Consider the following 18,691-nt stretch of genomic DNA (forward strand, 5'->3'; position numbering starts at 1 on the left):
TGTGCATGGCCACACCCGATACCCGGGCCCGCCCGGCTAGGGTCTGTCCGCTGCCTACAAAAAGGACCGGACCGCCATGCCGAGGAATCCGTTCGACTGGATCGACGAGGAGTCGCGCCGCCGCGAGCGGGCGGGTCTGGTCCGCACCCTCCGGCCGCGCCCCGCCGACAGTGCGCTCCTCGATCTGGCGAGCAACGACTATCTCGGCCTCACCCGCCGCGCCGAGGTCACCGAAGGCGCCGCGCGGGCCGCCCGCCGGTGGGGCGCCGGGGCCACCGGTTCCCGGCTCGTCACCGGCAGCACCGAACTGCACGCCGAACTGGAGCGGGAACTCGCCGACTTCTGCGGCTTCGAGGCGGCCCTCGTCCTGTCCTCGGGCTACGCGGCCAACCTCGCCGCGGTCACCGCGCTCAGCGGCCGTGACGCCCTCGTCGTCTCCGACGCGGGCAACCACGCCTCCATCGTCGACGGCTGCCGGCTCTCCCGTGCGGAGACGGCGGTCGTCCCGCACACCGACGTCGAGGCCGTACGCAAGACGCTCGAGGCCCACCCGGGCCGGCGCGCCCTCGTGGTCACCGACTCGGTCTTCTCCGTCGACGGCGACGCCGCTCCCCTGCGGGACATCGCCGACGTCTGCCGTGAGCACGGTGCCGGGCTCCTCGTCGACGACGCGCACGGGCTCGGCGTCCTCGGCGACGGCGGTCGCGGGGCCCTGGACGCCGCCGGGCTCGCGGGCGAGGACGGGACCGTCGCCACACTGACGCTCTCCAAGTCGCTCGGCAGCCAGGGCGGTGCGGTCCTCGGACCCGCCCGCGTCATCGACCACCTGGTCAACACCGCGCGCACCTTCATCTTCGACACCGGCCTGGCCCCGGCGGCGGCCGGAGCGGCACTCGCGAGCCTGCGGGTGCTGCGCGGCGAACCCGGGCTCGCCGGGCGGGTGCGCGAGGTCGCGGCGACGCTGCACCGCGGGCTGACCGACGCCGGACTGGCCTCGGCACGCCCGGACGCGGCGGTCGTCTCCGTGCAGGCCCCGTCCCCCGACGCGGCGCTGCGCTGGGCGGCGGACTGCCGGGCCGCCGGACTCGTCGTCGGCTGCTTCCGGCCCCCGTCCGTACCCGACGGGATCTCGAGGATCCGGCTGACGGCCAGGGCGGATCTCACGGACCGGCAGATCGGCACGGCGCTCGCCACGATCATCGGGACCGCCCCGGGCAGTTGAGCCGCAGGGCGCCGCCGGAGTGCCCGACGGATGCCCTAAATACGGTCTGCCGTCGCAGAGTTCACCGCATCGAGCGACAGAAATGTACGTATCTCGGTGGATCGGCGCCCCTGACGGGCGATAAGTGGCAGTCTGACGCAGAAGCGTAATCCGTGGCCGTTCCCGCTTTTCATCCGCTACGAGTCGGAGCCCGGCCGCGGTGGGAAAGGGACAGCGCCGCCATGGCAGACCACCAAGAAGCATCCGCCACTCTGCCGAGCGATCCGGCGTCGGTATCCGCCGCCCGGAGATATGTCACGGACGTCCTGTGCGAATGGGGGCTGGAGCAGGACGCCGAGACCGTCGACACCGTCAAACTGATCGTCTCCGAGCTCGCCACCAACTCCGTCCAGCACACCTTCGGCCAGTCCCCGACGTTCACGGTGGATCTGCGCCTCGAGCGCGACGAGCAGTTGTGCATCGGCGTCACCGACAGCCATCCGCGCTGGCCCCAGCGGCTGCCCGCCGCCGTCCGGCAGGACAACGGGCGCGGCATGGTCATCATCCGCACGCTCACCGCGGAGTACGGCGGCCGGCTGTCCGTCACGCCCACGGAGGAGGGCGGAAAGACCGTCTGGATCGCGCTGCCGTGGTCCGTTCCCGTGCAGAGCTGACCGGCCCGCCCGCCCGTCACCTGAGTTCCCGGCTCGTCAAGTCCTTCACGGCGTCCCCGGCTCACAGCCTCCCTGCTTCGCCGACCGATCCGGCCCGGCTGCCCGCCCTGGCGAATGCGCCACGCATCAGCGCCCGCAGCGACCGCACGGCCGGACCCGACTCCTCGCCCCGGTACGCCACCGAGATCGTCCTGCGGAACGCCGCAGGGTGCCAGCCGACGTGTCCGCAACGGCGTGGACGCCATCGCGGCGACCATCTCCGGCACGACGGCCACCCCCGGTCCCGCGCTGACGAGTGCGCACACCAGTGCGTTGCCCGGCGACTCGCAGACCACCGCGGGTGTGGCGCCGGCGCTCGCCAGGGCGCGCTCCACACCCCGCGCGGCGGATGTACGGTCGTGCTGCTGGCACTGCTCTGGTTCCCGGAGGCGGCGCTGCTGGTCGCCCGGCTCGGCGGTTGCTGCGCCGGCCGCGGACCGCCCGCGCCGTCGAAGGCGACTCCGGAGGCGCGCTGACCACGTTCGGCGCGGCCTGCTGATCCGGTCGGCGGCGCGCTGACACCACCCAGGCACCGCAGGACCTGGTGGCGCGTCAGCGCACGCGGCCGTACTTGACGCTCTTCGTCCAGATCTTGACCAGCCGGACCACGTCTCCCGTCTTGGGCGAGTGCCAGATCTTCCCGCGCCCGGCGTAGATCCCCACGTGGTAGACGACACCGCCGGCATGGAAGAACACCAGGTCACCGCGTTGCCTATGCGAGGCGGAGATGTGGCGGGTCCGGTTGTACTGCTGCTGGGCGGTCCGGGGCAGCTTCTTGCCCGCTTTCTTGTACGAATAGAGCGTCAGCCCTGAACAGTCGAAGCGGGACGGGCCCGTGGCGCCGTACCGGTACGGCGAGCCCTTCTTCGACGCGGCCACCTTGAGCGCCTTGCTCGCGTGGCTGCTGATCGCATGCGCTTCAGCAGCGCTGCCGGGGGCCAGGAGTGTGCCGCCGACGGCGGCGATCGTGAGTGCCGATACGGCGCCCGCCCGTGAGAACAGGAGGGGGAGGTGCATCTGCGCAGTCATGCGCAACCCTTCGTCAGCCGCCTGTGAAGGGTGACCTGTCGGGTTCGGACGGCGAAGACGCCCGGCCGCCGCTGCGGCTTCACCCCAAGGCGCGGCCGGGATCGCCGGTCACGCCGAACTGCTGGGTCCTCCACTCCTGCCGAAGCAATTCCGTCGACCAGACGTCCGGTGCGGCGGCAGGATTCAGCGTCCGCCCGGACCGCCCCGTCGAGGTGGCGGGGGCTTGTCGTCCCACGGATCGTTACCCACCGATGTCCGATTTCCGAGTTGAAACGGCTTTTGTGAAGCTGATCACGACTGGACCTTTCGGGTGGGCGGGCCTGTCGGGCCCCTTCTCCCTCGCTCCTGAGCCGTCTCGTACCAGCAGTTGAAGCGCCCGATTGCGCCAGATCGGTGGTCCGGCCGACGCAAGTCCGAGGTAGTGCGACAACTTGGGGAAAGCTCCACCGAACGGGGTACCCGCGCCGCCGCGCCGTGTCGGCGGGCGGCACCGGAACGTCCGTCAACTCGTGGAAACGGGCGGCATGGTCAGTCGATCGGTCCTGCGCTCACCGTCCAGGACGCGCAGTGCCTCCGTCAGGGTGTGCGTGTACACCTCGGTCTCGCCCCGGATGTGCATGAGCGTCAGGGCGTCCTTGAGCGCGGCGGCCCGCCCGACGAGCGCCTGCGCGGCGCGCAGGGCTCCGTAGGTGTGGGTGGTGCGGGCGGGGTTGATGCTGCCGAGCAGGTCGACGACTTCGAGGTAGGCGTCGACGAAGTCGGCCTCGGCGCGGGTCAGTGCCGGCAGTGGCGGCAGTTCGGGCGGCAGCATCCCGGGCTCACCTCGCCGCGGGTGGCACGGCCGAGAGCTTGCGGCTCGTGACGACATGGTCGATGAGGCCGTACTCCTTCGCCGCGGTGGCGTCGAAGATCTTGTCCCGCTCCAGGTCGGCCGCGATGCGGTCCTGGTCGTTGCCGGTGTGGCGCACCAGCATCGACGCGAGTTGCTCGCGCAGCCGCAGCAACTCGGCGGCATGGATCTCCAGATCGGACGGCTGCCCGCGCAACGGCTCCTCGTAGGCGGGCTGCTGCATCACGATCCGTGCGCCGGGCAGTGCCATCCGCTTGCCGGGAGTGCCCGCGGCGAGCAGGGCGACCGCCGTGGAGGCGGCCTGGCCGAGGCAGGTGGTCGCCACGTCGCACATGACGACCTGCATCGTGTCGTAGATGGCGGACATGGCGCTCAGTGATCCGCCGGGGGAGTTGATGTACAGGCAGATGTCCTGGTCGGGAGCCTCGTACTCGAGGTGCAGGAACTGCGCGATGACGTCGTTCGCCGCCGTGTCGTCGACGGCGGTCCCCAGGAAGACGATCCGCTCGGACATCAGCTTCGAGTACGGGTCGAGCGTTCGCGTCCCGAAGGACGTGCGCTCCGTGAGCTCAGGCAGGACGTAGCGGGCGGACGGACGGTTCATGGCACACCTCTCGTCGTCACGGCCGTGGAGATGCCTCCAGGGCCATGTAAAGAACGTACAGGATGTACAAGCCGTTAGAATGGGAGCATGGCCTACGAAATTCCGGTGACGCAAGCTCGCGCCGAGCTCGCCGATCTGATCAACCGTGTCGTCTACGGCGGCGAGCGAGTGGTGGTGACCCGGCACGGGAAGCCGCTCGTCGCGCTGGTCTCCGCCGCGGACCTGGAGCGGCTGGAGCAGGAGGCGGAGGCGCCGGAGGCGGCGGAGGAGCAGATCATCAGCTCCGTGTCCTCCTTCGGGACGACGTCCTCCGTCTCCCCCGACCGTGGCCGCTTCGGACTGGCGGCCGAGCACCGGCCTCCCAGGCGCCGCCCTTAGCGGCCGGCCCGGCCCAGGCGCCAGGACGCCGTTCCGTCACAAGGGACGGCCCGATTCCGTGCGCCCGGAGACCGGTCCGGCCCCTGGCACGGTGGCGCGCCCGACGGCCGCTCCGCCCTGTCCGGACATGCGAAGGCCGCGCGCCCCCGTCCGCCGAAGCAGGGACACGCGGCCGGTCCGGCGACCGGTCAGTCGGCCGGTCAGGCGACCGGTACGGGGACGGGCCGCTCCGTTTCCGCAAGAGCCGGGGCGCGGCGCCTGCCGCCCACGAACACGGCCACCAGGCCCAGCGCCGCCCACTCCGACAGCGTCAGCAGCGGTGCCGCGGCGCCGCGCCCGTCGAAGTAGGCGACCGAGCGCAGCAGCGTCGCCCCGGCGCCCGGCGGCAGCCACTGACCGATCGCCCCCACCGGCTCCGGCAGCAGCTCCGGCGCGGAAGCGGCGCCGGAGAAGTGTGGCGGCGGCCCGCGTCCCGCGCAGCCCGGCCATCGTCACCAGCGCTCCAGCGGCGACTCCCGCGAGGGCCAATGGCAGGGCGCTCGCCGCCGGCGCGGTGCCTCGGGGGTCGCGGGAGGGGAGCGGGGCCACGTCCGTCACCTGCACCTGGGTGCCGGCGGGGGCCTGGGCGGTGACGGCTTCCTTGAGGAGCTGGGTGACGACAGGGCCGGCTCCGGAAGCGGTCAGCAGTCTCCTGCCTTGCGGTCCCACGACGACGGCTCCGTATACGACCCGGTCCTCGATCGCGCCCGCATGACCTCCTGCGCGAGTGCGGCCTGTCGGCCGGCGCGGTGTACCGCTACTTCCGCGGGAAGGACGAGTTGATCGCGGCCATCACCGACGAGGCGTTCAGCAGTATCCGCGCCGCCTTCCAGGAGGCCGCGGCGACCACACCACCGCCCACACCCGATGTGCTCCTCGGGCGGGTCCTGCGCCGCATGCTCGTCGCGGAGGTGCCCGGCGGCGACCGTCAGGCCTTCGCCCGGCTGGTCGTCCGGACGTGGACCGAGACCCTGCACGACGAGCGCCTCGCCGCGATCCTCGCCACCGGTTACAACGGCATGCGTGAGGCGTGGGCCGGGCTCGTGCACGCCTACCGGGCGAACGGACAGATGGAGGCGGACGTCGACGCCGACCATGTGGCGCGGACCCTCATCGCCACCGCCCAGGGGTTCATCGCGCAGCAGGCGCTGTTCGGCGACGTGCGGGTCGAAATCCTCGAGGAGGGCCTGCGGGCTCTGATGTCCATGCGAGATCCCAAGATCAGTTAACGCGCCGGAAAAATCCGCGCCCTAACGTTCAACCTCTGGTCGTGAGATGCCCGCGGACAGGTCAACAGGGTGTCGCAGCGCGTTACGGTCCTCACGCCCAGGGAGTTACCGGGCCGGACGACAGTGAGGTGGACGCGTGCAACTCTCCCCGCACGAGCAGGAACGGCTTCTCATCCATGTGGCCGCCGACGTGGCGGAGAAGCGCAGGGCGCGCGGGGTCAAGCTCAACCACCCCGAGTCGGTCGCCCTCATCACCTCGCACATCCTCGAAGGCGCCCGCGACGGCCGCAGCGTCGCGGAACTCATGGCGTCCGGGCGCAAGGTGCTCACCCGTGACGACGTCATGGACGGCATCCCCGAGATGATCCACGACGTCCAGGTGGAGGCCACCTTCCCCGACGGGACCAAGCTCGTCACCGTCCACGACCCGATCGTCTGAGGGGCGGCGGCATGATTCCCGGAGAGATCCTCCACGGCGACGGCCCGATCCTCCTCAACCAGGGCCGTGAGGTCAGTCGCCTCACCGTCGTCAACGCCGCGGACCGCCCGGTCCAGGTCGGCTCCCACTACCACTTCGCCGAGGCCAACCCCGGCCTTCGGTTCGACCGCGCCGCCGCCCGTGGCAAGCGGCTCGACGTCGCCGCCGGCACCGCAGTGCGCTTCGAGCCCGGGATCCCGGTCGACGTCGAACTCGTGCCGATCACCGGCCGCCGGATCGTCGCCGGGCTGCGCGGGGAGACCGGAGGACCTCTCGATGGCTGAACTCCACCGTGCCGTCTACGCCGACCTGTTCGGCCCCACCACCGGCGACCGTGTCCGGCTCGCCGACACCGACCTGCTCGTCGAGATCGAGGACGACCGCTGCGGCGGCCCCGGCCGTGCCGGTGACGAGGCGGTGTTCGGCGGCGGCAAGGTCATCCGCGAGTCCATGGGCCAGGCCCGTACGACACGCGCCGAGGGCGCGCCCGACACCGTGGTCACCGGAGCGGTCGTCCTCGACCACTGGGGCGTCGTCAAGGCCGACATCGGGATCAGGGACGGCCGGATCACCGGCATCGGCAAGGCCGGCAACCCCGACACCATGGACGGCGTCCACCCCGACCTCGTCATCGGTCCCGAGACGGAGATCATCGCAGGCAACGGGAAGATCGTCACCGCCGGAGCCGTCGACGCGCATGTCCACTTCATCTCCCCGACCGTCGTCGAACAGGCGCTCGCCACCGGCGTGACCACCCTCGTCGGCGGCGGCACCGGGCCGGCGGAAGGGACCAAGGCCACCACGGTCACACCCGGCCCCTGGCACCTCGGCCGGATGTTCGAGGCGCTGGAAGCGTTCCCGGTCAACATCGGCCTGCTCGGCAAGGGCAACACCGTCTCCCGCGAGGCCATGTACTCCCAACTGCGCAGCGGCGCGCTCGGATTCAAGATCCACGAGGACTGGGGCGCCACACCGTCGGTCATCGACGCGTGCCTGCGCGTCTGCGACGAGACCGGTGTCCAACTCGCCCTTCACACCGACACGTTGAACGAGGCCGGGTTCGTCGGGGACACCCTCGCCGCCATCGCGGGCCGCACAGTCCACGCGTACCACACGGAGGGCGCGGGCGGCGGGCACGCGCCGGACATCATCACCGTCGTCTCCGAGCCCCATGTGCTGCCCAGCTCGACCAACCCGACCCGGCCGCACACCGTCAACACCATCGACGAGCACCTCGACATGCTGATGGTCTGCCACCATCTGAACCCCGCCGTTCCGGAGGATCTGGCCTTCGCCGAATCCCGGATCAGGCCGTCCACCATCGCGGCGGAGGACATCCTGCACGACCTCGGAGCGATCTCGATCATCTCCTCCGATTCGCAGGCGATGGGTCGCATCGGGGAAGTGGTGATGCGCACGTGGCAGACCGCGCACGTCATGAAGAAGCGTCGGGGCGCGCTCCCCGGCGACGGCCGCGCGGACAACCACCGGGCGCGTCGCTATGTCGCCAAATACACGATCAACCCGGCGGTCGCACAGGGCCTCGACGGAGAGATCGGCTCGGTCGAGACCGGCAAACTGGCCGACCTCGTGCTGTGGGACCCGGCCTTCTTCGGGGTCAAGCCACAGCTGGTGATCAAGGGCGGCCAGATCGCGTACGCGCAGATGGGAGACGCGAACGCCTCGATCCCGACGCCGCAACCGGTGATGCCACGGCCGATGTTCGGAGCGATCGGGCGCGCGGCGGCCAGGGGCTCGTTCAACTTCGTCGCACAGGCGGCGATCGAGGACGACCTGCCCGAACGACTCGGTCTGGCCAAGACGTTCGTGCCGATCAAGAGCACCCGGCGGGTGACGAAGGCGGACATGCGCGAGAACGACGCCCTGACGCGGGTGGAGGTCGACGCCGACACCTTCACGGTGACGATCGACGGGGAAGCGGTCGAGCCGGCACCGGCTGCGGAGCTTCCCATGGCACAGCGGTACTTCCTCTTCTGATGCGCCCCTTCGACACCGATACGGACATCGGCCACGACGTGCCGGCCCTCGGCATCCGTCCAGAGGAACCCGCCAACGGCGCCTGCCACCAAGCGGACGCCGATGCTCGTCGGGAGGCGCCTGCCGCCGTCCGTGCCGCGTTGCTCGTGCTCTGTGACGGGCGGTTCCCCGCAGGAGGGCACGCGCACTCCGGCGGGGTCGAGGCGGCGGTGAAGGCGGGACGCGTCCGTGACGCCGACGACCTCGCCGCCTTCTGCCGGGGGCGGCTGCACACCACAGGGCTCGCCGCCGCGGGGCTCGCCGCCGCGGCGGCGCTCGGCCATGACCCCGCCGCCCTCGACGCGGCGGCGGACGCCCGCACGCCGTCGCCCGCCCTGCGCGCCACCTCACGCAAGCTCGGCCGCCAGCTGATGCGCGCCGCGCGGGCAACATGGCCGGCTCCCGGACTCGACGCGCTGGCCTCGGCGTTCCCGCGCGGGGCGCACCAGCCGGTGGTGCTCGGTACCGCCGCCCGCGCGGCGGGCCTCGGCCCCGGGGACGCCGCGCACTGCGCGGCCTACGAGGCGGTCGGCGGCGCCGCCACCGCCGCCGTACGGCTGCTGTCCCTCGACCCGTTCCGTGCGACCGCCGTCCTCGCCCGTCTGGCCCCCGAGATGGACGAGGTCGCCGCCCGCGCCGCCGGCCTGGCCCGCCGGGGCGTCGGCGACCTGCCCGCCGCCTCGGCACCGCTGCTCGACATCTGGGCGGAGCAGCACGCGGCCTGGCCCGTCCGTCTCTTCGCCTCCTGACCCACCCCGCCTTCCGGACTTCCGTACGTACCAAGGAGCCGCAGCCATGCACATCGGCCACCAGCACGAGTCGCCGGCCGCCGTCGGCGCGGACGCCGCCCGCCCCGACGGCAGCCGCCGGGCACTGAGGATCGGCCTCGGCGGGCCCGTCGGCTCCGGGAAGACCGCCACGGTCGCCGCCCTGTGCGCAGCCCTCCGCGGCCACCTGTCCATCGCGGTCGTCACCAACGACATCTACACCCGTGAGGACGCCGAGTTCCTGCTCCGCAACGCGGTGCTGCCGCCGGAGCGCATCCAGGCCGTGGAGACCGGAGCCTGCCCGCACACGGCGATCCGCGACGACATCTCCGCCAACCTGGAGGCCGTGGAGGACCTCGAGGACAGCGTCGGCCCCCTCGATCTGATCCTCGTCGAATCGGGCGGCGACAACCTCACCGCCACGTTCTCCAAAGGGCTCGTCGACGCGCAGGTCTTCGTCATCGACGTCGCCGGCGGCGACGACATCCCGCGCAAGGGCGGCCCCGGCGTGACCACGGCCGACCTCCTCGTCGTCAACAAGACCGACCTCGCCCCGTACGTCGGCTCCGACCTGGGCCGTATGGCGCGTGACGCCGAGGAGCAACGCGGCGAACTCCCCGTCGTCTTCACCTCGCTGCGTGAACGAGACGGCGTCGCGCCGGTCGCCGACTGGGTGCGCGCGCAGCTCGCCGCGTGGACCGGATGAGCCCCGGATGAGCGTCCACGCGACGGCCCGGATCGTCGCCGACCGCACGGGTCTGCCGGTCCTCACGAGCGACGGGCCGCTGGCGCTGCGCCGCACCCGCTCCACCGGACCACGACTGCGGGTGACCCTCGTCGGCGCCATGAGCGCACCCCTCGGCGGTGACCGGCTCGCCGTCGAGGCCGAGGTGCACGAGGGCGCCCGCCTCACCGTCGACTCGGCCGCCGCGACCATCGCCCTGCCCGGCGCCGACAGGCGGCATGCCCGGTACGACACCACGCTGGAGGTCGCAGAGGACGCCGAACTGCATCGGACACCGCAGCAGTTGATCTCCGCACACGGGAGCGACCTGCGTATGCACACCCGCGTCCGGCTCGCCGCCACAGCACGGCTGGTGCTGCGGGAGGAACAGATCCTCGGCCGGTACGGCGAGCAGCCGGGCACCCTCATCACCCGGCTCACCGTCCACCGCGCCGGCGGCCCCCTGCTGGACACCGGGTTCTCCTACGGCCCCGGCGCTCCGGGCGGCTGGGACGGGCCCGCCGTGCTCGCCGGCCACCGGGCGGTCGGCCAACTCCTCGTCGTCGACCCGGCGTACGAGGACAAGCCGCCGGAGACGGTGTCCCTGGGCCCCACCGCGGTGCTCACCCCGCTCGCCGGACCCGGCGCACTGGTCACCGCGCTCGCGGTGGACGCCCTCGCCCTGCGGCGCGTGCTCGACGGCGCTCTGGAACACCTGCTCGGCAGCCCGTGACGCAGGCGCCCCCTGAAGTGTCCCGGTCAGCCGGGCCGGTGCTCCGCCAACCAGGCGTCCTCCGCCGCGTAGTCGAACAAGGCGTCCTTCCCGTAGTTCGCGGCCATCTTGGGGAACGCCTCGGTCCACTCCGTGCCGTGCAGGCGCGCCGCGAGCCACTCCACGGTCGCCGGCAGGGACTGCGCGTAGCCGGTCACCGCGCGGTAGCCCAACTCGTCCTCCGCGGCGCTCATGTCGTACACGACCGGATGCGCACCGGACCACGGGGTCTCGCCCACCGACGGCGACGGCGGCGGTCCGTCGATCAGGACGGTCTCGGTCCGCCGGCCGAGCACCGCGTCGATGGCGTCGCCGATCTCGGCCACGGTGGGCGCGTCCGGGTCACCCGCGTTCAGCACCCGCGAGCCGGGCCGGCGGGCCGACAGCCGGACCAGTTCCGCCACGTTGGACACATGGACGGGATGGAACCTGCTGAGGCCGCCGTGCGCCAGCACTCGCACCTGTCGGCCGTCCAGGGCCCGCTTGACGAAGTACAGCTCACGCGGGGTGCGGCAGTGCGGCCCGTGGACGGCGCCCGCCCGCAGCAGCGTCACGGGCAGCTCGTCGCCGGCGGCCAGCAGCTCCTGCTCCAGCGCCACCTTCCGGGTGCCGTACGTCGAATCCCCGGCGGCCACGGTGGTCCAGGGCTCCGGGATCGGCACCGGGTAGCGGGGAAAGCCGTCGGGCCGGCCCTGGGTGTCGAAGCTGCGCCCACGGTCGTCCTGGTAGACCGCGCCGCTCGAGATGACGACGGCCGACCCGATCCGGTCCGAAAGCGACCTCAGCTGACGGGCGTGCCCCCGGCCGAAGGCGACCATGTCGACGAGAACGTCACAGCCCTCTCCGACGGCCTCGGTGAGGGCCGCGTCGTCCTCCCGGTCCACCCGCACCGTCCGCACCGTGTCGGGCCAGGCCTCGTCCACGACACCGCCCCTGGAGGCCGCCCGGACCTCCCATCCGTCCGCGACCAAGGCGGCCACCGCCGCTCGTCCCATCTGTCCTGAAGCGCCCAGCACGAACGCGTTTCCTCTGCTCATGACAGGCACGCTAGGCGTAGGGCGGCGTGGCGGCCGCAAAATTAGCGGAGCGCAGATCCGCGATGCGCAGCCGTGGCGCAGCCGCCGTCCGCAGGCAGGCTCACGCGCGGCGCCGGGGAAGTCTTTTCGGCTTGCCGCCGTCCTGCTGCTGCTCCTGCTGTTCGGCCTTGACCTCGGCGGCGTAGCGGTCGACGTACTCCTGTCCGGAGAGCTCGAGGATCGCGTACATGATCTCGTCGGTGACCGCGCGGATCGCCGCCTTCTCGTTCTCCATGCCGGCGTACCGCGAGAAGTCCAGCGCTTCGCCGAACCGGACCGTGACCTGCTTGAGCTTCGGGATCACCTGTCCCGGCGGCTGGATCTCGAACGTCCCCACCATCGCGCAAGGCACCACAGGTACCCCGGCCTTGAGCGCCATGACGGCGACACCGACCTTGCCCTTGTAGAGCCGGCCGTCGTGCGAGCGCGTGCCCTCGGGGTAGATGCCCAGCAACTCGCCCTTGTTCAGCACCCCGAGCCCTTCCCGGATGGCGGCCTGCCCGGCTTCCTTGCCGGACCGGTCGACCGGGATCTGCCCGGCGCTGTGGAAGAACGCGGCGGTCAGCCGGCCCTTGAGGCCGGGACCCGTGAAGTACTCCGCCTTGGCGAGGAAGGTGATGCGCCGCTTGATGATCGCAGGCATCAGAAAGTGGTCGGAGAACGACAGGTGATTGCCCGCGACGATCGCCGCGCCTTCGGCGGGGATGTGCTCCAGCCCTTCGATCCGTGGCCGGAAGAGCAACCGCAGCAGTGGCCCGATGAGCACGTACTTCAGCACGTAATAGAACACGGCGTCTCTCCCAACTCTCCCCGGATCGGCCCTGAGGCCGTGTTCTGCCGGCTCGCAGGCCGCACTCGCGGCCTCAGTCGCACTGCGGGCGAGGTCGACCGTGATCGGGTCTGATCGGACTCATGCTGACTCCTTGCTCCCTCACGTAATGGGGCGTCAGATCGCAGGGCGGCTGACGGAGGCTCGGCCTGTGTTCTCCGGCGATCGATCGTAGCCCGATACGCCGCATCTCAGAACGGACATGCATCGCTTCCGGTCGGACGGGGCCCAGGTGGCCCGCCCGGTCCCGCGGCGACCGGGACCGGCCGGACCGCGCTCCGGGCGCTGCCTGGCACGGCCGGATCGGGGTACCCGCCCCTTCCGGGCCGGGCGCTGCCGGGTGCGGGCCCGGTGGGCCGGTCCAGGAAGGAGCCGAGCGATGGCAACCCCTGGTGATCTCCCCGCGCCCGAGCAGGGTCTCCTCCTCACGCACTTCCTGACCGTGCGCGACGTCGCGCTCTCGCGGCGTTTCTACGCCGAGATCTTCGGCGGCGACATCGTGCTGGAGGAGAATCCGGCGATCGTGAAGGTGGCCAACAGCTGGATCATCATGAACCCGGGAGGCGGCCCCACCCCCGACAAACCCGGTATCACTCTGGTGCCGCCGGAGGAGGGCGGGACGGTGTCCGCCTTCCTGAACGTCCGCGTCGCGGACATCGCCTCCTTCTACGCCGACGCCCTGGCCAAGGGCGCCCGCTTCCTCACCCACCCCCTCGACCGCAAGGCAGAGCTGCGCTGCTACCTGCGTGATCCTGACGGCTACCTCATCGAGGTGGGGCAGGCGACCGGCATGCTGAAGGGTGTGTTCGCCGACCGGCCCGGCGGGTCGGGTCCGCCACCCTGACCGGCGTCACTCCCGAGGCGATGACGCCGGATCGCGGTGCACCGGGTGCTTGCTCATCACGGAGACTCGGTTGAACGCGTTCATGGTGATCGCCACCCAGATCGCGGCGGAGATCTCGTCGTCCGACAGCGCGGCCCGCGCCTCGGCGTACGCCGCGTCCTGCGCGCCGATGTCCGCCGGACGGGTCGTGGCCTCCGCCAGGGCGAGCGCCGCCCGCTCCCGGGGGCTGAACAGTGCGGTGTCGCGCCAGGCCGTGGCTGTCAGCGCGCGGTAGGCGTCCCGGCTCTGTCTGTCGATGAAGATCCGTCCGTCGGTCTCCGTCGCTGACGTAACTGCCACGGGCACTCCTTGGTCGCGCGATCCCTCGCAGCCCGTCCTATCATGATCAATGTTGAAAAAGAAACTTTCTCATGAGGGAGGACCCGCGGTGAGCAATACGGAAGTGCGCCCTGCCGAGTTGGCCTGCGGAGCCCGGGCGGACGGCGCGTCGCGACCTGACGTCGAAGTCCTCACCGCGCGGAGCGTCCCGCTCGGCGGCCCACGCGCGATGACGGTACGGCGCACCCTGCCCCAGCGGGCCCGCACGCTCATCGGTGCCTGGTGCTTCGCCGACCATTACGGCCCCGACGACGTCGCCGAGACCGGCGGCATGGACGTCGCCCCCCACCCGCACACCGGTCTCCAGACGGTGAGCTGGCTCTTCACCGGTGAGATCGAACACCGCGACAGTTTGGGCAGCCACGCGTTCGTGCGGCCGGGCGAGCTGAACCTCATGACCGGTGGATACGGGATCAGCCACTCGGAGGTGTCGACGCCAGGGACCACGCGGTTGCACGGTGTCCAGCTCTGGGTGGCGCTGCCCGAGCGGCACCGGGACGCCGAGCGGGACTTCCAGCACCACGTACCGGACACCGTTCCGCTCGACGGCGGCGAGGCCCGCGTCTTCCTGGGGTCGCTCGCCGGCGTCACGTCCCCGGTGCGCACCTTCACACCCCTGCTCGGGGCCGAAGTCTCCCTGGCCCCGGGCGCCACCGTGACCCTCGCCGTCGACCCGGACTTCGAGCACGGCGTTCTCGTCGACACCGGTGACGTCCGCATGGAGGGGACGACTCTGCGGCCCACCGAGCTCGGCTACGCCGGCCCCGGCCGGAGCACGCTCACCCTCATGAACGAGGCACCCGGCACAGCACGGCTGATGCTGTTGGGCGGGCCGCCGTTCCCCGAGGAGATCGTCATGTGGTGGAACTTCATCGGCCGCACCCACGACGACATCGTCCGTGCCCGCGAGGAGTGGCAGAACGAGTCGGACCGCTTCGGCCGGGTCGAGGGCTACGGCGGCCACCGCCTCCCGGCACCCGCACTGCCCAACGCGATCATCTCCCCACGTAAGAACCCCGCCCCGCAGGCAAATGGAAACGCCATGAGGGACCGGACCGCCGCGCCCACCGTCCGCGGTCTTCCGGCGGAGCACCGCTACGAGATCCAGGTCGACGCCGGGATCGCCGGGTTCACGGCCTACCGCGACCGCGGCGACCAGCGGGTCTTCTATCACACCAAGATCGACGAAGCGCTCTCCGGACAGGGCCTGGCCGCCCGGCTCGTGCACGACGCCCTGGAGGACGTCCGCGCCGCGAACAAGCGCATCGTGCCTGTCTGCCCGTACGTCAAGAAGTACCTGGAGAAGCACGAAGGGTTCGCGGACATCTCCGACCCTGTGACGCCCGAGGTGCTTCAGTGGCTCGACAGCGACCTCCACTGACGCCGCGTCCTGGCAGGGAGCCACGGGCCGGCTCCCTGTCGCGCCGAAGTGCCGTCCACCGGCGCGTACTTGCGCCGCCCCGGCACGTAGTGGCCCCTGCCGCGCGGGCGTGGGCCGTTTCGCCCCGTGAGGGGTGGGAACGCGTCGTACACGCTACCCAGGAGGTGATGGCCATGCCAGGACGCGAAGAGCTTCCGTCCACGTTGGAACGCTCTCCCGAGGACGCTCAGCGCACCTGGATCAAGGCACACGATTCAGCGGTCGAGCAGTACGGCGAAGGCGAGCGGGCGCACCGTGTCGCGTTCAGCGCCCTGAAGCACAAGTACGAGAAGGTCGCCGACCACTGGGAACGCAAGGAGAAGGGGCGCAAGGGCCCCTCGGACCCACGGGCCGCCACGCCCAGGCAACAGCCGGCCCCAAGCGCCGAAGGCGTCGACGAGCAGGCAACGAAGCAGCACCTGTACGACCTCGCCAAGCGGCTCGACATCGGCGGCCGCTCCCACATGACGAAGTCCGAGCTGCTCGAGGCGGTCCAGAAGGCGAACCGGTCGAGCACCCGTCGCGCCCGCTCCGGCTGACGCCGAGCCGCCCACGCGGCGACGCAGTCCGACACCGCAGGAGCCCTCGTCCGGCCGGACGAGGGCTCCTGCGGTGTCGGACTCACGGCTCAGCGGGGCTGCGCCGGGTTCTGCGGAGTGCCGTGCGACGGCGGGTTCACAGGCGGCCCCGCGGTCTGCGGGGAGACCGCCGAACCGCCGGCCGCCCCCGGTGCCTGCTCCGGTGCGAGGCCGCCCGGAGCGCCGCCCGACGGCGCGGCGCCGGCGTCCAGTTCCTGCAGCCGGGCCTGCATCGCCCGGACGATGGGCAGCCGGTTCGCGTGAGCCTCCTCGTAGGCCAGCACCTGCTGGAGGTCTTCCCGCACGAGTGTGCGGATGCGCTGCTGAAGAGCCTCCGTCGGAAGGTGGTCGTAGTCGGGGAGGGGCAGCGCGTCGTGCCGTGGTGACTGAGCGTCGGACTTCTTCTCGTCGGTCATCAGAGGCTCCTGCGGATCGTCGGATTCTCGGTTCCGTGCGGGCGTTGTCTCTCCGGTACCCGTCGCCGCTCGACCCGCCGTAACAGCATGTGACGGCGCTGATACCGGCCGCCCACGCACCGCGGATGGCCACGCGGGCCGGCCGCCCGTCCGCCGCTGCCCGGCCAGGTCCGTGCTTCGTGGCGGGTTCCCGGATGTCCGCCGCCCACACGGACATGGCGCCCTTGCGTCCGCAGCCACCACTTACGCGGGCTTGAGCGGATCGTGGCCGATGTTCATCAGGCTGTGCCGCCAGTTGGCGTCACCCGCCTTCGGGTCCATCTCGGCATTGCGCTGCGAACGGACGACGTCACAGACCCGCTGCATGACGCGTGCATCGTCCGCGGTGAGGTCGGTACGGCGCTTGCCGAGGATCTCGAGGACCTTACGGCCCGTGGGCGGGCCGGCCTGATCCGGGAGTTCTTCGGTCTCCTCCGCCGCTGATTCGACGCTCAGCCACTCCTGGAGTTCGCGAGAGGTCATGTTGACCACTGTGTGGAACTCGTCCCACAGTTCCGTGCTGACCTGGTCGGACACTGCCATGACATCCTCCTCGGCTCTTCCTGGTCGGCGGGTGGCCGATGTCGCGAGGTGACAAACGCGGACGTGGCCCTGTCCGACCGCCCGACAGGGCGGCCGGACGCGGGCAGAGCCTGCCCGGGCGGTACCGGCCGGCTCCGCCCGCTCCGCCGCACGGTGGAAGGGCCGCGCACGCCGTCACCGCTCGTGGCGTTCGCCCTTGGGGCCCTGCCCCCGCTCGGTGCGCGGACCGCGGGACCGGTACTCCGGATCCTGCTGAAGAGTGGCGTTGGCGTCCTCGTTGGCCTTCTGGTCGGAGACGCCCTGACTCTCGGCGTCCTTCCTCAGACGGGCACGCCGCTTGTCGTACTTCTTGCTCCCTGGCTCGGGCATCGCAGTCACCTCCTCACCGCCGAGTACCCCCTGATCAGCGAGTATGCCTCCTCGAGAGGAAGCGGCGGACGGCTGCCGACCGGGCCGCAGACCTCTCCGAAGCCGTTCCGGCCGGCTGTGCGCAGGCCTCCTCCGCCGCACCCGCGATACGGACGCTGCACGCCGCCCGGCGTCCGCGCGGCCGGCCCGCCATAGAACCGAATGAGGGACACCTTTCCACGCAAGCACCAACCCGAGTGGTGAGGACGGCGCATCGCGTTGACGGTTGTGCATGTCGCCGCTGTGGACCGACGAGCCGACGGACTGTCAGCTGACGCAGCCGCGACGAAAGGACCTCGCAATGCGCTCTGCCCGCATTCTCATTGCCTCGGCCACAGCCACGGCCGCTCTCGCCATCGCTGCGCCCGGCGCCTACGCCCTGGCCTTCGCCGACTCGGACAAGGACGACTCGTCGTACAGCAGCGAGCACAACTGGAAGTCCGACAAGGACGAGGACAAGGACAAGAAGGACGAGGACAAGGACTACGGCAAGGACTACGACAAGGGCGACAAGCCGCACGGTGGTGTGCACACCGGTGGTGGCGCCCTCGCCTCGGTCGGCAGCGACGACTGGGACAAGGACAAGGACGAGGACAAGAAGGACGAGGACAAGGACAAGAAGGACGAGGACAAGGACAAGGACTACGGCAAGGACTACGACAAGGGCGACAAGCCGCACGGTGGTGTGCACACCGGTGGTGGCGCCCTCGCCTCGGTCGGCAGCGACGACTGGGACAAGGACAAGGACGAGGACAAGAAGGACGAGGACAAGGACAAGAAGGACGAGGACAAGGACAAGGACTACGGCAAGGACTACGACAAGGGCGACAAGCCGCACGGTGGTGTGCACACCGGTGGTGGCGCCCTGGCGACCCTCACCAACGACGAGTGGGACAAGGACAAGGACAAGGACGAGGACAAGAAGGACGAGGACAAGAAGGACGAGGACAAGGACAAGAAGGACGAGGACAAGGACAAGGACTACGGCAAGGACTACGACAAGGGCGACAAGCCGCACGGTGGTGTGCACACCGGTGGTGGCGCCCTGGCGACCCTGACCAACGACGAGTGGGACAAGGACAAGGACGAGGACAAGGACAAGTCCGAGAAGGGTGACCACGAGAAGTCCGACAGCTGGAAGGGTGAGAAGCCCAGCGGCGGTGTGCACACCGGCGGCGGTGGCCTGGCCTCCTCCGGCAGTGGCATGGCGGCGGGCAGCCTGCTCCTGCTGGGCGGCCTCGGCGCCGGTGCCTTCATGCTGCGGCGCCGCAAGGCCGGCGGCGCCACCGCTGCCTGACCGGATCCGCTCGCGGTGACATGTGCGGCCGCTGCCCCCGTC

The 18,691-nt window shown here is 71.1% G+C and carries 22 protein-coding genes, 5 pseudogenes and 1 riboswitch; of the genes and pseudogenes, 16 read left to right on the forward strand and 11 right to left on the reverse strand.

Annotated elements, in window-relative coordinates; all coding sequences use genetic code 11:
• Nucleotides 1–76 precede the first annotated feature (76 nt).
• Nucleotides 77–1,222, forward strand: coding sequence for an 8-amino-7-oxononanoate synthase (locus tag GLX30_RS30690; RefSeq protein WP_159694209.1), 1,146 nt, complete (start codon nt 77–79; stop codon nt 1,220–1,222).
• A 221-nt stretch (nt 1,223–1,443) separates the two neighbouring features.
• On the forward strand, nt 1,444–1,875 hold the full coding sequence (locus GLX30_RS30695) for an ATP-binding protein (RefSeq protein ID WP_159694210.1): 432 nt from the start codon (nt 1,444–1,446) through the stop codon (nt 1,873–1,875).
• 61 nt (nt 1,876–1,936) lie between these two features.
• Here GLX30_RS30695 and GLX30_RS30700 read toward each other — a convergent pair.
• Nucleotides 1,937–2,266 (reverse strand): annotated as a pseudogene (locus GLX30_RS30700) (LysR family transcriptional regulator substrate-binding protein); the annotation flags it as partial.
• Nucleotides 2,267–2,270: 4 nt separating this feature from the next.
• On the opposite strand from GLX30_RS30700, the pseudogene GLX30_RS30705 reads away from it, so the two are divergent.
• Nucleotides 2,271–2,413: pseudogene (locus tag GLX30_RS30705) on the forward strand (LysE family translocator); the annotation flags it as partial.
• A gap of 53 nt (nt 2,414–2,466) precedes the next feature.
• Here the strand turns inward: GLX30_RS30705 and GLX30_RS30710 are convergent.
• The 3 genes from GLX30_RS30710 to GLX30_RS30720 form a co-directional block, all read right to left on the reverse strand.
• On the reverse strand, nt 2,467–2,943 hold the full coding sequence (locus tag GLX30_RS30710; protein ID WP_159694211.1) for a C40 family peptidase: 477 nt from the start codon (nt 2,941–2,943) through the stop codon (nt 2,467–2,469).
• A gap of 3 nt (nt 2,944–2,946) precedes the next feature.
• Nucleotides 2,947–3,142, reverse strand: a riboswitch (cyclic di-AMP (ydaO/yuaA leader).
• 303 nt (nt 3,143–3,445) lie between these two features.
• Nucleotides 3,446–3,754, reverse strand: a complete 309-nt coding sequence (locus GLX30_RS30715) for a hypothetical protein (RefSeq protein WP_159694212.1) — start codon at nt 3,752–3,754, stop codon at nt 3,446–3,448.
• A 7-nt stretch (nt 3,755–3,761) separates the two neighbouring features.
• Nucleotides 3,762–4,397, reverse strand: coding sequence for an ATP-dependent Clp protease proteolytic subunit (locus GLX30_RS30720; protein ID WP_159694213.1), 636 nt, complete (start codon nt 4,395–4,397; stop codon nt 3,762–3,764).
• An 87-nt stretch (nt 4,398–4,484) separates the two neighbouring features.
• On the opposite strand from GLX30_RS30720, the gene GLX30_RS30725 reads away from it, so the two are divergent.
• A complete protein-coding gene (locus GLX30_RS30725; protein ID WP_159694214.1) occupies nt 4,485–4,775 on the forward strand; it encodes a type II toxin-antitoxin system Phd/YefM family antitoxin in 291 nt (96 codons plus the stop codon).
• 200 nt (nt 4,776–4,975) lie between these two features.
• On the opposite strand, the pseudogene GLX30_RS30730 reads toward GLX30_RS30725, so the two are convergent.
• Nucleotides 4,976–5,519, reverse strand: a pseudogene (locus tag GLX30_RS30730) (ABC transporter permease); the annotation flags it as partial.
• Nucleotides 5,520–5,527: 8 nt separating this feature from the next.
• Here GLX30_RS30730 and GLX30_RS30735 point away from each other — a divergent pair.
• From GLX30_RS30735 to GLX30_RS30765, 7 genes and pseudogenes are all read left to right on the forward strand, one after another.
• A pseudogene (locus GLX30_RS30735) lies at nt 5,528–6,043 on the forward strand (TetR/AcrR family transcriptional regulator); the annotation flags it as partial.
• 136 nt (nt 6,044–6,179) lie between these two features.
• Nucleotides 6,180–6,482, forward strand: coding sequence for an urease subunit gamma (locus GLX30_RS30740; RefSeq protein WP_005320342.1), 303 nt, complete (start codon nt 6,180–6,182; stop codon nt 6,480–6,482).
• A gap of 11 nt (nt 6,483–6,493) precedes the next feature.
• Nucleotides 6,494–6,805: an urease subunit beta gene (locus GLX30_RS30745; RefSeq protein WP_159694215.1), complete on the forward strand. Its 312-nt coding sequence runs from the start codon at nt 6,494–6,496 to the stop codon at nt 6,803–6,805.
• Complete coding sequence (locus GLX30_RS30750; protein ID WP_159694216.1) at nt 6,798–8,519, forward strand: urease subunit alpha; 1,722 nt, start codon at nt 6,798–6,800, stop codon at nt 8,517–8,519. The genes GLX30_RS30745 and GLX30_RS30750 overlap by 8 nt, the downstream gene beginning before the upstream one ends.
• Nucleotides 8,519–9,307, forward strand: a complete 789-nt coding sequence (locus tag GLX30_RS30755; RefSeq protein WP_159694217.1) for an urease accessory UreF family protein — start codon at nt 8,519–8,521, stop codon at nt 9,305–9,307. Before GLX30_RS30750 ends, GLX30_RS30755 begins: the two co-directional genes overlap by 1 nt.
• A 46-nt stretch (nt 9,308–9,353) precedes the next feature.
• Nucleotides 9,354–10,031: an urease accessory protein UreG gene (ureG, locus tag GLX30_RS30760; protein ID WP_159694218.1), complete on the forward strand. Its 678-nt coding sequence runs from the start codon at nt 9,354–9,356 to the stop codon at nt 10,029–10,031.
• A 7-nt stretch (nt 10,032–10,038) separates the two neighbouring features.
• A complete protein-coding gene (locus tag GLX30_RS30765; protein ID WP_159694219.1) occupies nt 10,039–10,782 on the forward strand; it encodes an urease accessory protein UreD in 744 nt (247 codons plus the stop codon).
• Nucleotides 10,783–10,808: 26 nt separating this feature from the next.
• Here GLX30_RS30765 and GLX30_RS30770 read toward each other — a convergent pair whose 3' ends face one another.
• Both GLX30_RS30770 and GLX30_RS30775 read right to left on the reverse strand, forming a co-directional pair.
• A complete protein-coding gene (locus tag GLX30_RS30770; RefSeq protein WP_244258327.1) occupies nt 10,809–11,858 on the reverse strand; it encodes an NAD-dependent epimerase/dehydratase family protein in 1,050 nt (349 codons plus the stop codon).
• A gap of 100 nt (nt 11,859–11,958) precedes the next feature.
• Entirely contained in the window at nt 11,959–12,687 is a 729-nt protein-coding gene (locus GLX30_RS30775) for a lysophospholipid acyltransferase family protein (protein WP_159694220.1), read from the reverse strand.
• A 418-nt stretch (nt 12,688–13,105) separates the two neighbouring features.
• On the opposite strand from GLX30_RS30775, the gene GLX30_RS30780 reads away from it, so the two are divergent.
• Nucleotides 13,106–13,570 (forward strand): VOC family protein, encoded by a 465-nt coding sequence (locus GLX30_RS30780; RefSeq protein ID WP_159694221.1) that lies wholly within the window; start codon nt 13,106–13,108, stop codon nt 13,568–13,570.
• Nucleotides 13,571–13,576: 6 nt separating this feature from the next.
• Here the strand turns inward: GLX30_RS30780 and GLX30_RS30785 are convergent, their stop codons facing one another.
• Nucleotides 13,577–13,915: a hypothetical protein gene (locus tag GLX30_RS30785; protein WP_159694222.1), complete on the reverse strand. Its 339-nt coding sequence runs from the start codon at nt 13,913–13,915 to the stop codon at nt 13,577–13,579.
• Nucleotides 13,916–13,997: 82 nt separating this feature from the next.
• On the opposite strand from GLX30_RS30785, the pseudogene GLX30_RS30790 reads away from it, so the two are divergent.
• From GLX30_RS30790 to GLX30_RS30795, 3 genes and pseudogenes are all read left to right on the forward strand, one after another.
• Nucleotides 13,998–14,966, forward strand: a pseudogene (locus tag GLX30_RS30790) (pirin family protein); the annotation flags it as partial.
• A gap of 24 nt (nt 14,967–14,990) precedes the next feature.
• On the forward strand, nt 14,991–15,329 hold the full coding sequence (locus GLX30_RS35570) for a GNAT family N-acetyltransferase (protein ID WP_244258522.1): 339 nt from the start codon (nt 14,991–14,993) through the stop codon (nt 15,327–15,329).
• A 173-nt stretch (nt 15,330–15,502) separates the two neighbouring features.
• Nucleotides 15,503–15,907 carry a ChaB family protein gene (locus tag GLX30_RS30795; protein ID WP_159694223.1) on the forward strand — a complete coding sequence of 135 codons (405 nt, stop codon included), beginning with the start codon at nt 15,503–15,505 and terminating at the stop codon, nt 15,905–15,907.
• An 89-nt stretch (nt 15,908–15,996) separates the two neighbouring features.
• On the opposite strand, the gene GLX30_RS30800 is transcribed toward GLX30_RS30795, so the two are convergent.
• From GLX30_RS30800 to GLX30_RS30810, 3 genes are all read right to left on the reverse strand, one after another.
• Complete coding sequence (locus tag GLX30_RS30800) at nt 15,997–16,362, reverse strand: hypothetical protein (protein WP_159694224.1); 366 nt, start codon at nt 16,360–16,362, stop codon at nt 15,997–15,999.
• 243 nt (nt 16,363–16,605) lie between these two features.
• Complete coding sequence (locus GLX30_RS30805; protein WP_159694225.1) at nt 16,606–16,944, reverse strand: DUF3140 domain-containing protein; 339 nt, start codon at nt 16,942–16,944, stop codon at nt 16,606–16,608.
• A gap of 174 nt (nt 16,945–17,118) precedes the next feature.
• On the reverse strand, nt 17,119–17,313 hold the full coding sequence (locus GLX30_RS30810; protein ID WP_159694226.1) for a hypothetical protein: 195 nt from the start codon (nt 17,311–17,313) through the stop codon (nt 17,119–17,121).
• 340 nt (nt 17,314–17,653) lie between these two features.
• On the opposite strand from GLX30_RS30810, the gene GLX30_RS30815 reads away from it, so the two are divergent.
• The gene (locus GLX30_RS30815) at nt 17,654–18,649 is read left to right on the forward strand and encodes a hypothetical protein (protein ID WP_159694227.1); all 996 of its coding nucleotides are present in this window, start codon (nt 17,654–17,656) and stop codon (nt 18,647–18,649) included.
• The last annotated feature ends 42 nt before the right edge of the window (nt 18,650–18,691 follow it).

It is taken from the genome of Streptomyces sp. Tu 2975 (assembly GCF_009832925.1).
Taxonomy (GTDB): Bacteria; Actinomycetota; Actinomycetes; order Streptomycetales; family Streptomycetaceae; genus Streptomyces.

Excerpts from the sequence above, each read along its gene's own strand:
- GLX30_RS30690 (WP_159694209.1), top strand. The coding sequence starts at position 77 with ATGCCGAGGAATCCGTTCGACTGGATCGACGAGGAGTCGCGCCGCCGC.
- GLX30_RS30695 (WP_159694210.1), top strand. The coding sequence starts at position 1,444 with ATGGCAGACCACCAAGAAGCATCCGCCACTCTGCCGAGCGATCCGGCG.
- GLX30_RS30710 (WP_159694211.1), bottom strand. The coding sequence starts at position 2,943 with ATGACTGCGCAGATGCACCTCCCCCTCCTGTTCTCACGGGCGGGCGCC.
- GLX30_RS30715 (WP_159694212.1), bottom strand. The coding sequence starts at position 3,754 with ATGCTGCCGCCCGAACTGCCGCCACTGCCGGCACTGACCCGCGCCGAG.
- GLX30_RS30720 (WP_159694213.1), bottom strand. The coding sequence starts at position 4,397 with ATGAACCGTCCGTCCGCCCGCTACGTCCTGCCTGAGCTCACGGAGCGC.
- GLX30_RS30725 (WP_159694214.1), top strand. The coding sequence starts at position 4,485 with ATGGCCTACGAAATTCCGGTGACGCAAGCTCGCGCCGAGCTCGCCGAT.
- GLX30_RS30745 (WP_159694215.1), top strand. The coding sequence starts at position 6,494 with ATGATTCCCGGAGAGATCCTCCACGGCGACGGCCCGATCCTCCTCAAC.
- GLX30_RS30750 (WP_159694216.1), top strand. The coding sequence starts at position 6,798 with ATGGCTGAACTCCACCGTGCCGTCTACGCCGACCTGTTCGGCCCCACC.
- GLX30_RS30755 (WP_159694217.1), top strand. The coding sequence starts at position 8,519 with ATGCGCCCCTTCGACACCGATACGGACATCGGCCACGACGTGCCGGCC.
- ureG (WP_159694218.1), top strand. The coding sequence starts at position 9,354 with ATGCACATCGGCCACCAGCACGAGTCGCCGGCCGCCGTCGGCGCGGAC.
- GLX30_RS30765 (WP_159694219.1), top strand. The coding sequence starts at position 10,039 with ATGAGCGTCCACGCGACGGCCCGGATCGTCGCCGACCGCACGGGTCTG.
- GLX30_RS30770 (WP_244258327.1), bottom strand. The coding sequence starts at position 11,858 with ATGAGCAGAGGAAACGCGTTCGTGCTGGGCGCTTCAGGACAGATGGGA.
- GLX30_RS30780 (WP_159694221.1), top strand. The coding sequence starts at position 13,106 with ATGGCAACCCCTGGTGATCTCCCCGCGCCCGAGCAGGGTCTCCTCCTC.
- GLX30_RS35570 (WP_244258522.1), top strand. The coding sequence starts at position 14,991 with ATGAGGGACCGGACCGCCGCGCCCACCGTCCGCGGTCTTCCGGCGGAG.
- GLX30_RS30795 (WP_159694223.1), top strand. The coding sequence starts at position 15,503 with ATGCCAGGACGCGAAGAGCTTCCGTCCACGTTGGAACGCTCTCCCGAG.
- GLX30_RS30800 (WP_159694224.1), bottom strand. The coding sequence starts at position 16,362 with ATGACCGACGAGAAGAAGTCCGACGCTCAGTCACCACGGCACGACGCG.
- GLX30_RS30805 (WP_159694225.1), bottom strand. The coding sequence starts at position 16,944 with ATGGCAGTGTCCGACCAGGTCAGCACGGAACTGTGGGACGAGTTCCAC.
- GLX30_RS30810 (WP_159694226.1), bottom strand. The coding sequence starts at position 17,313 with ATGCCCGAGCCAGGGAGCAAGAAGTACGACAAGCGGCGTGCCCGTCTG.
- GLX30_RS30815 (WP_159694227.1), top strand. The coding sequence starts at position 17,654 with ATGCGCTCTGCCCGCATTCTCATTGCCTCGGCCACAGCCACGGCCGCT.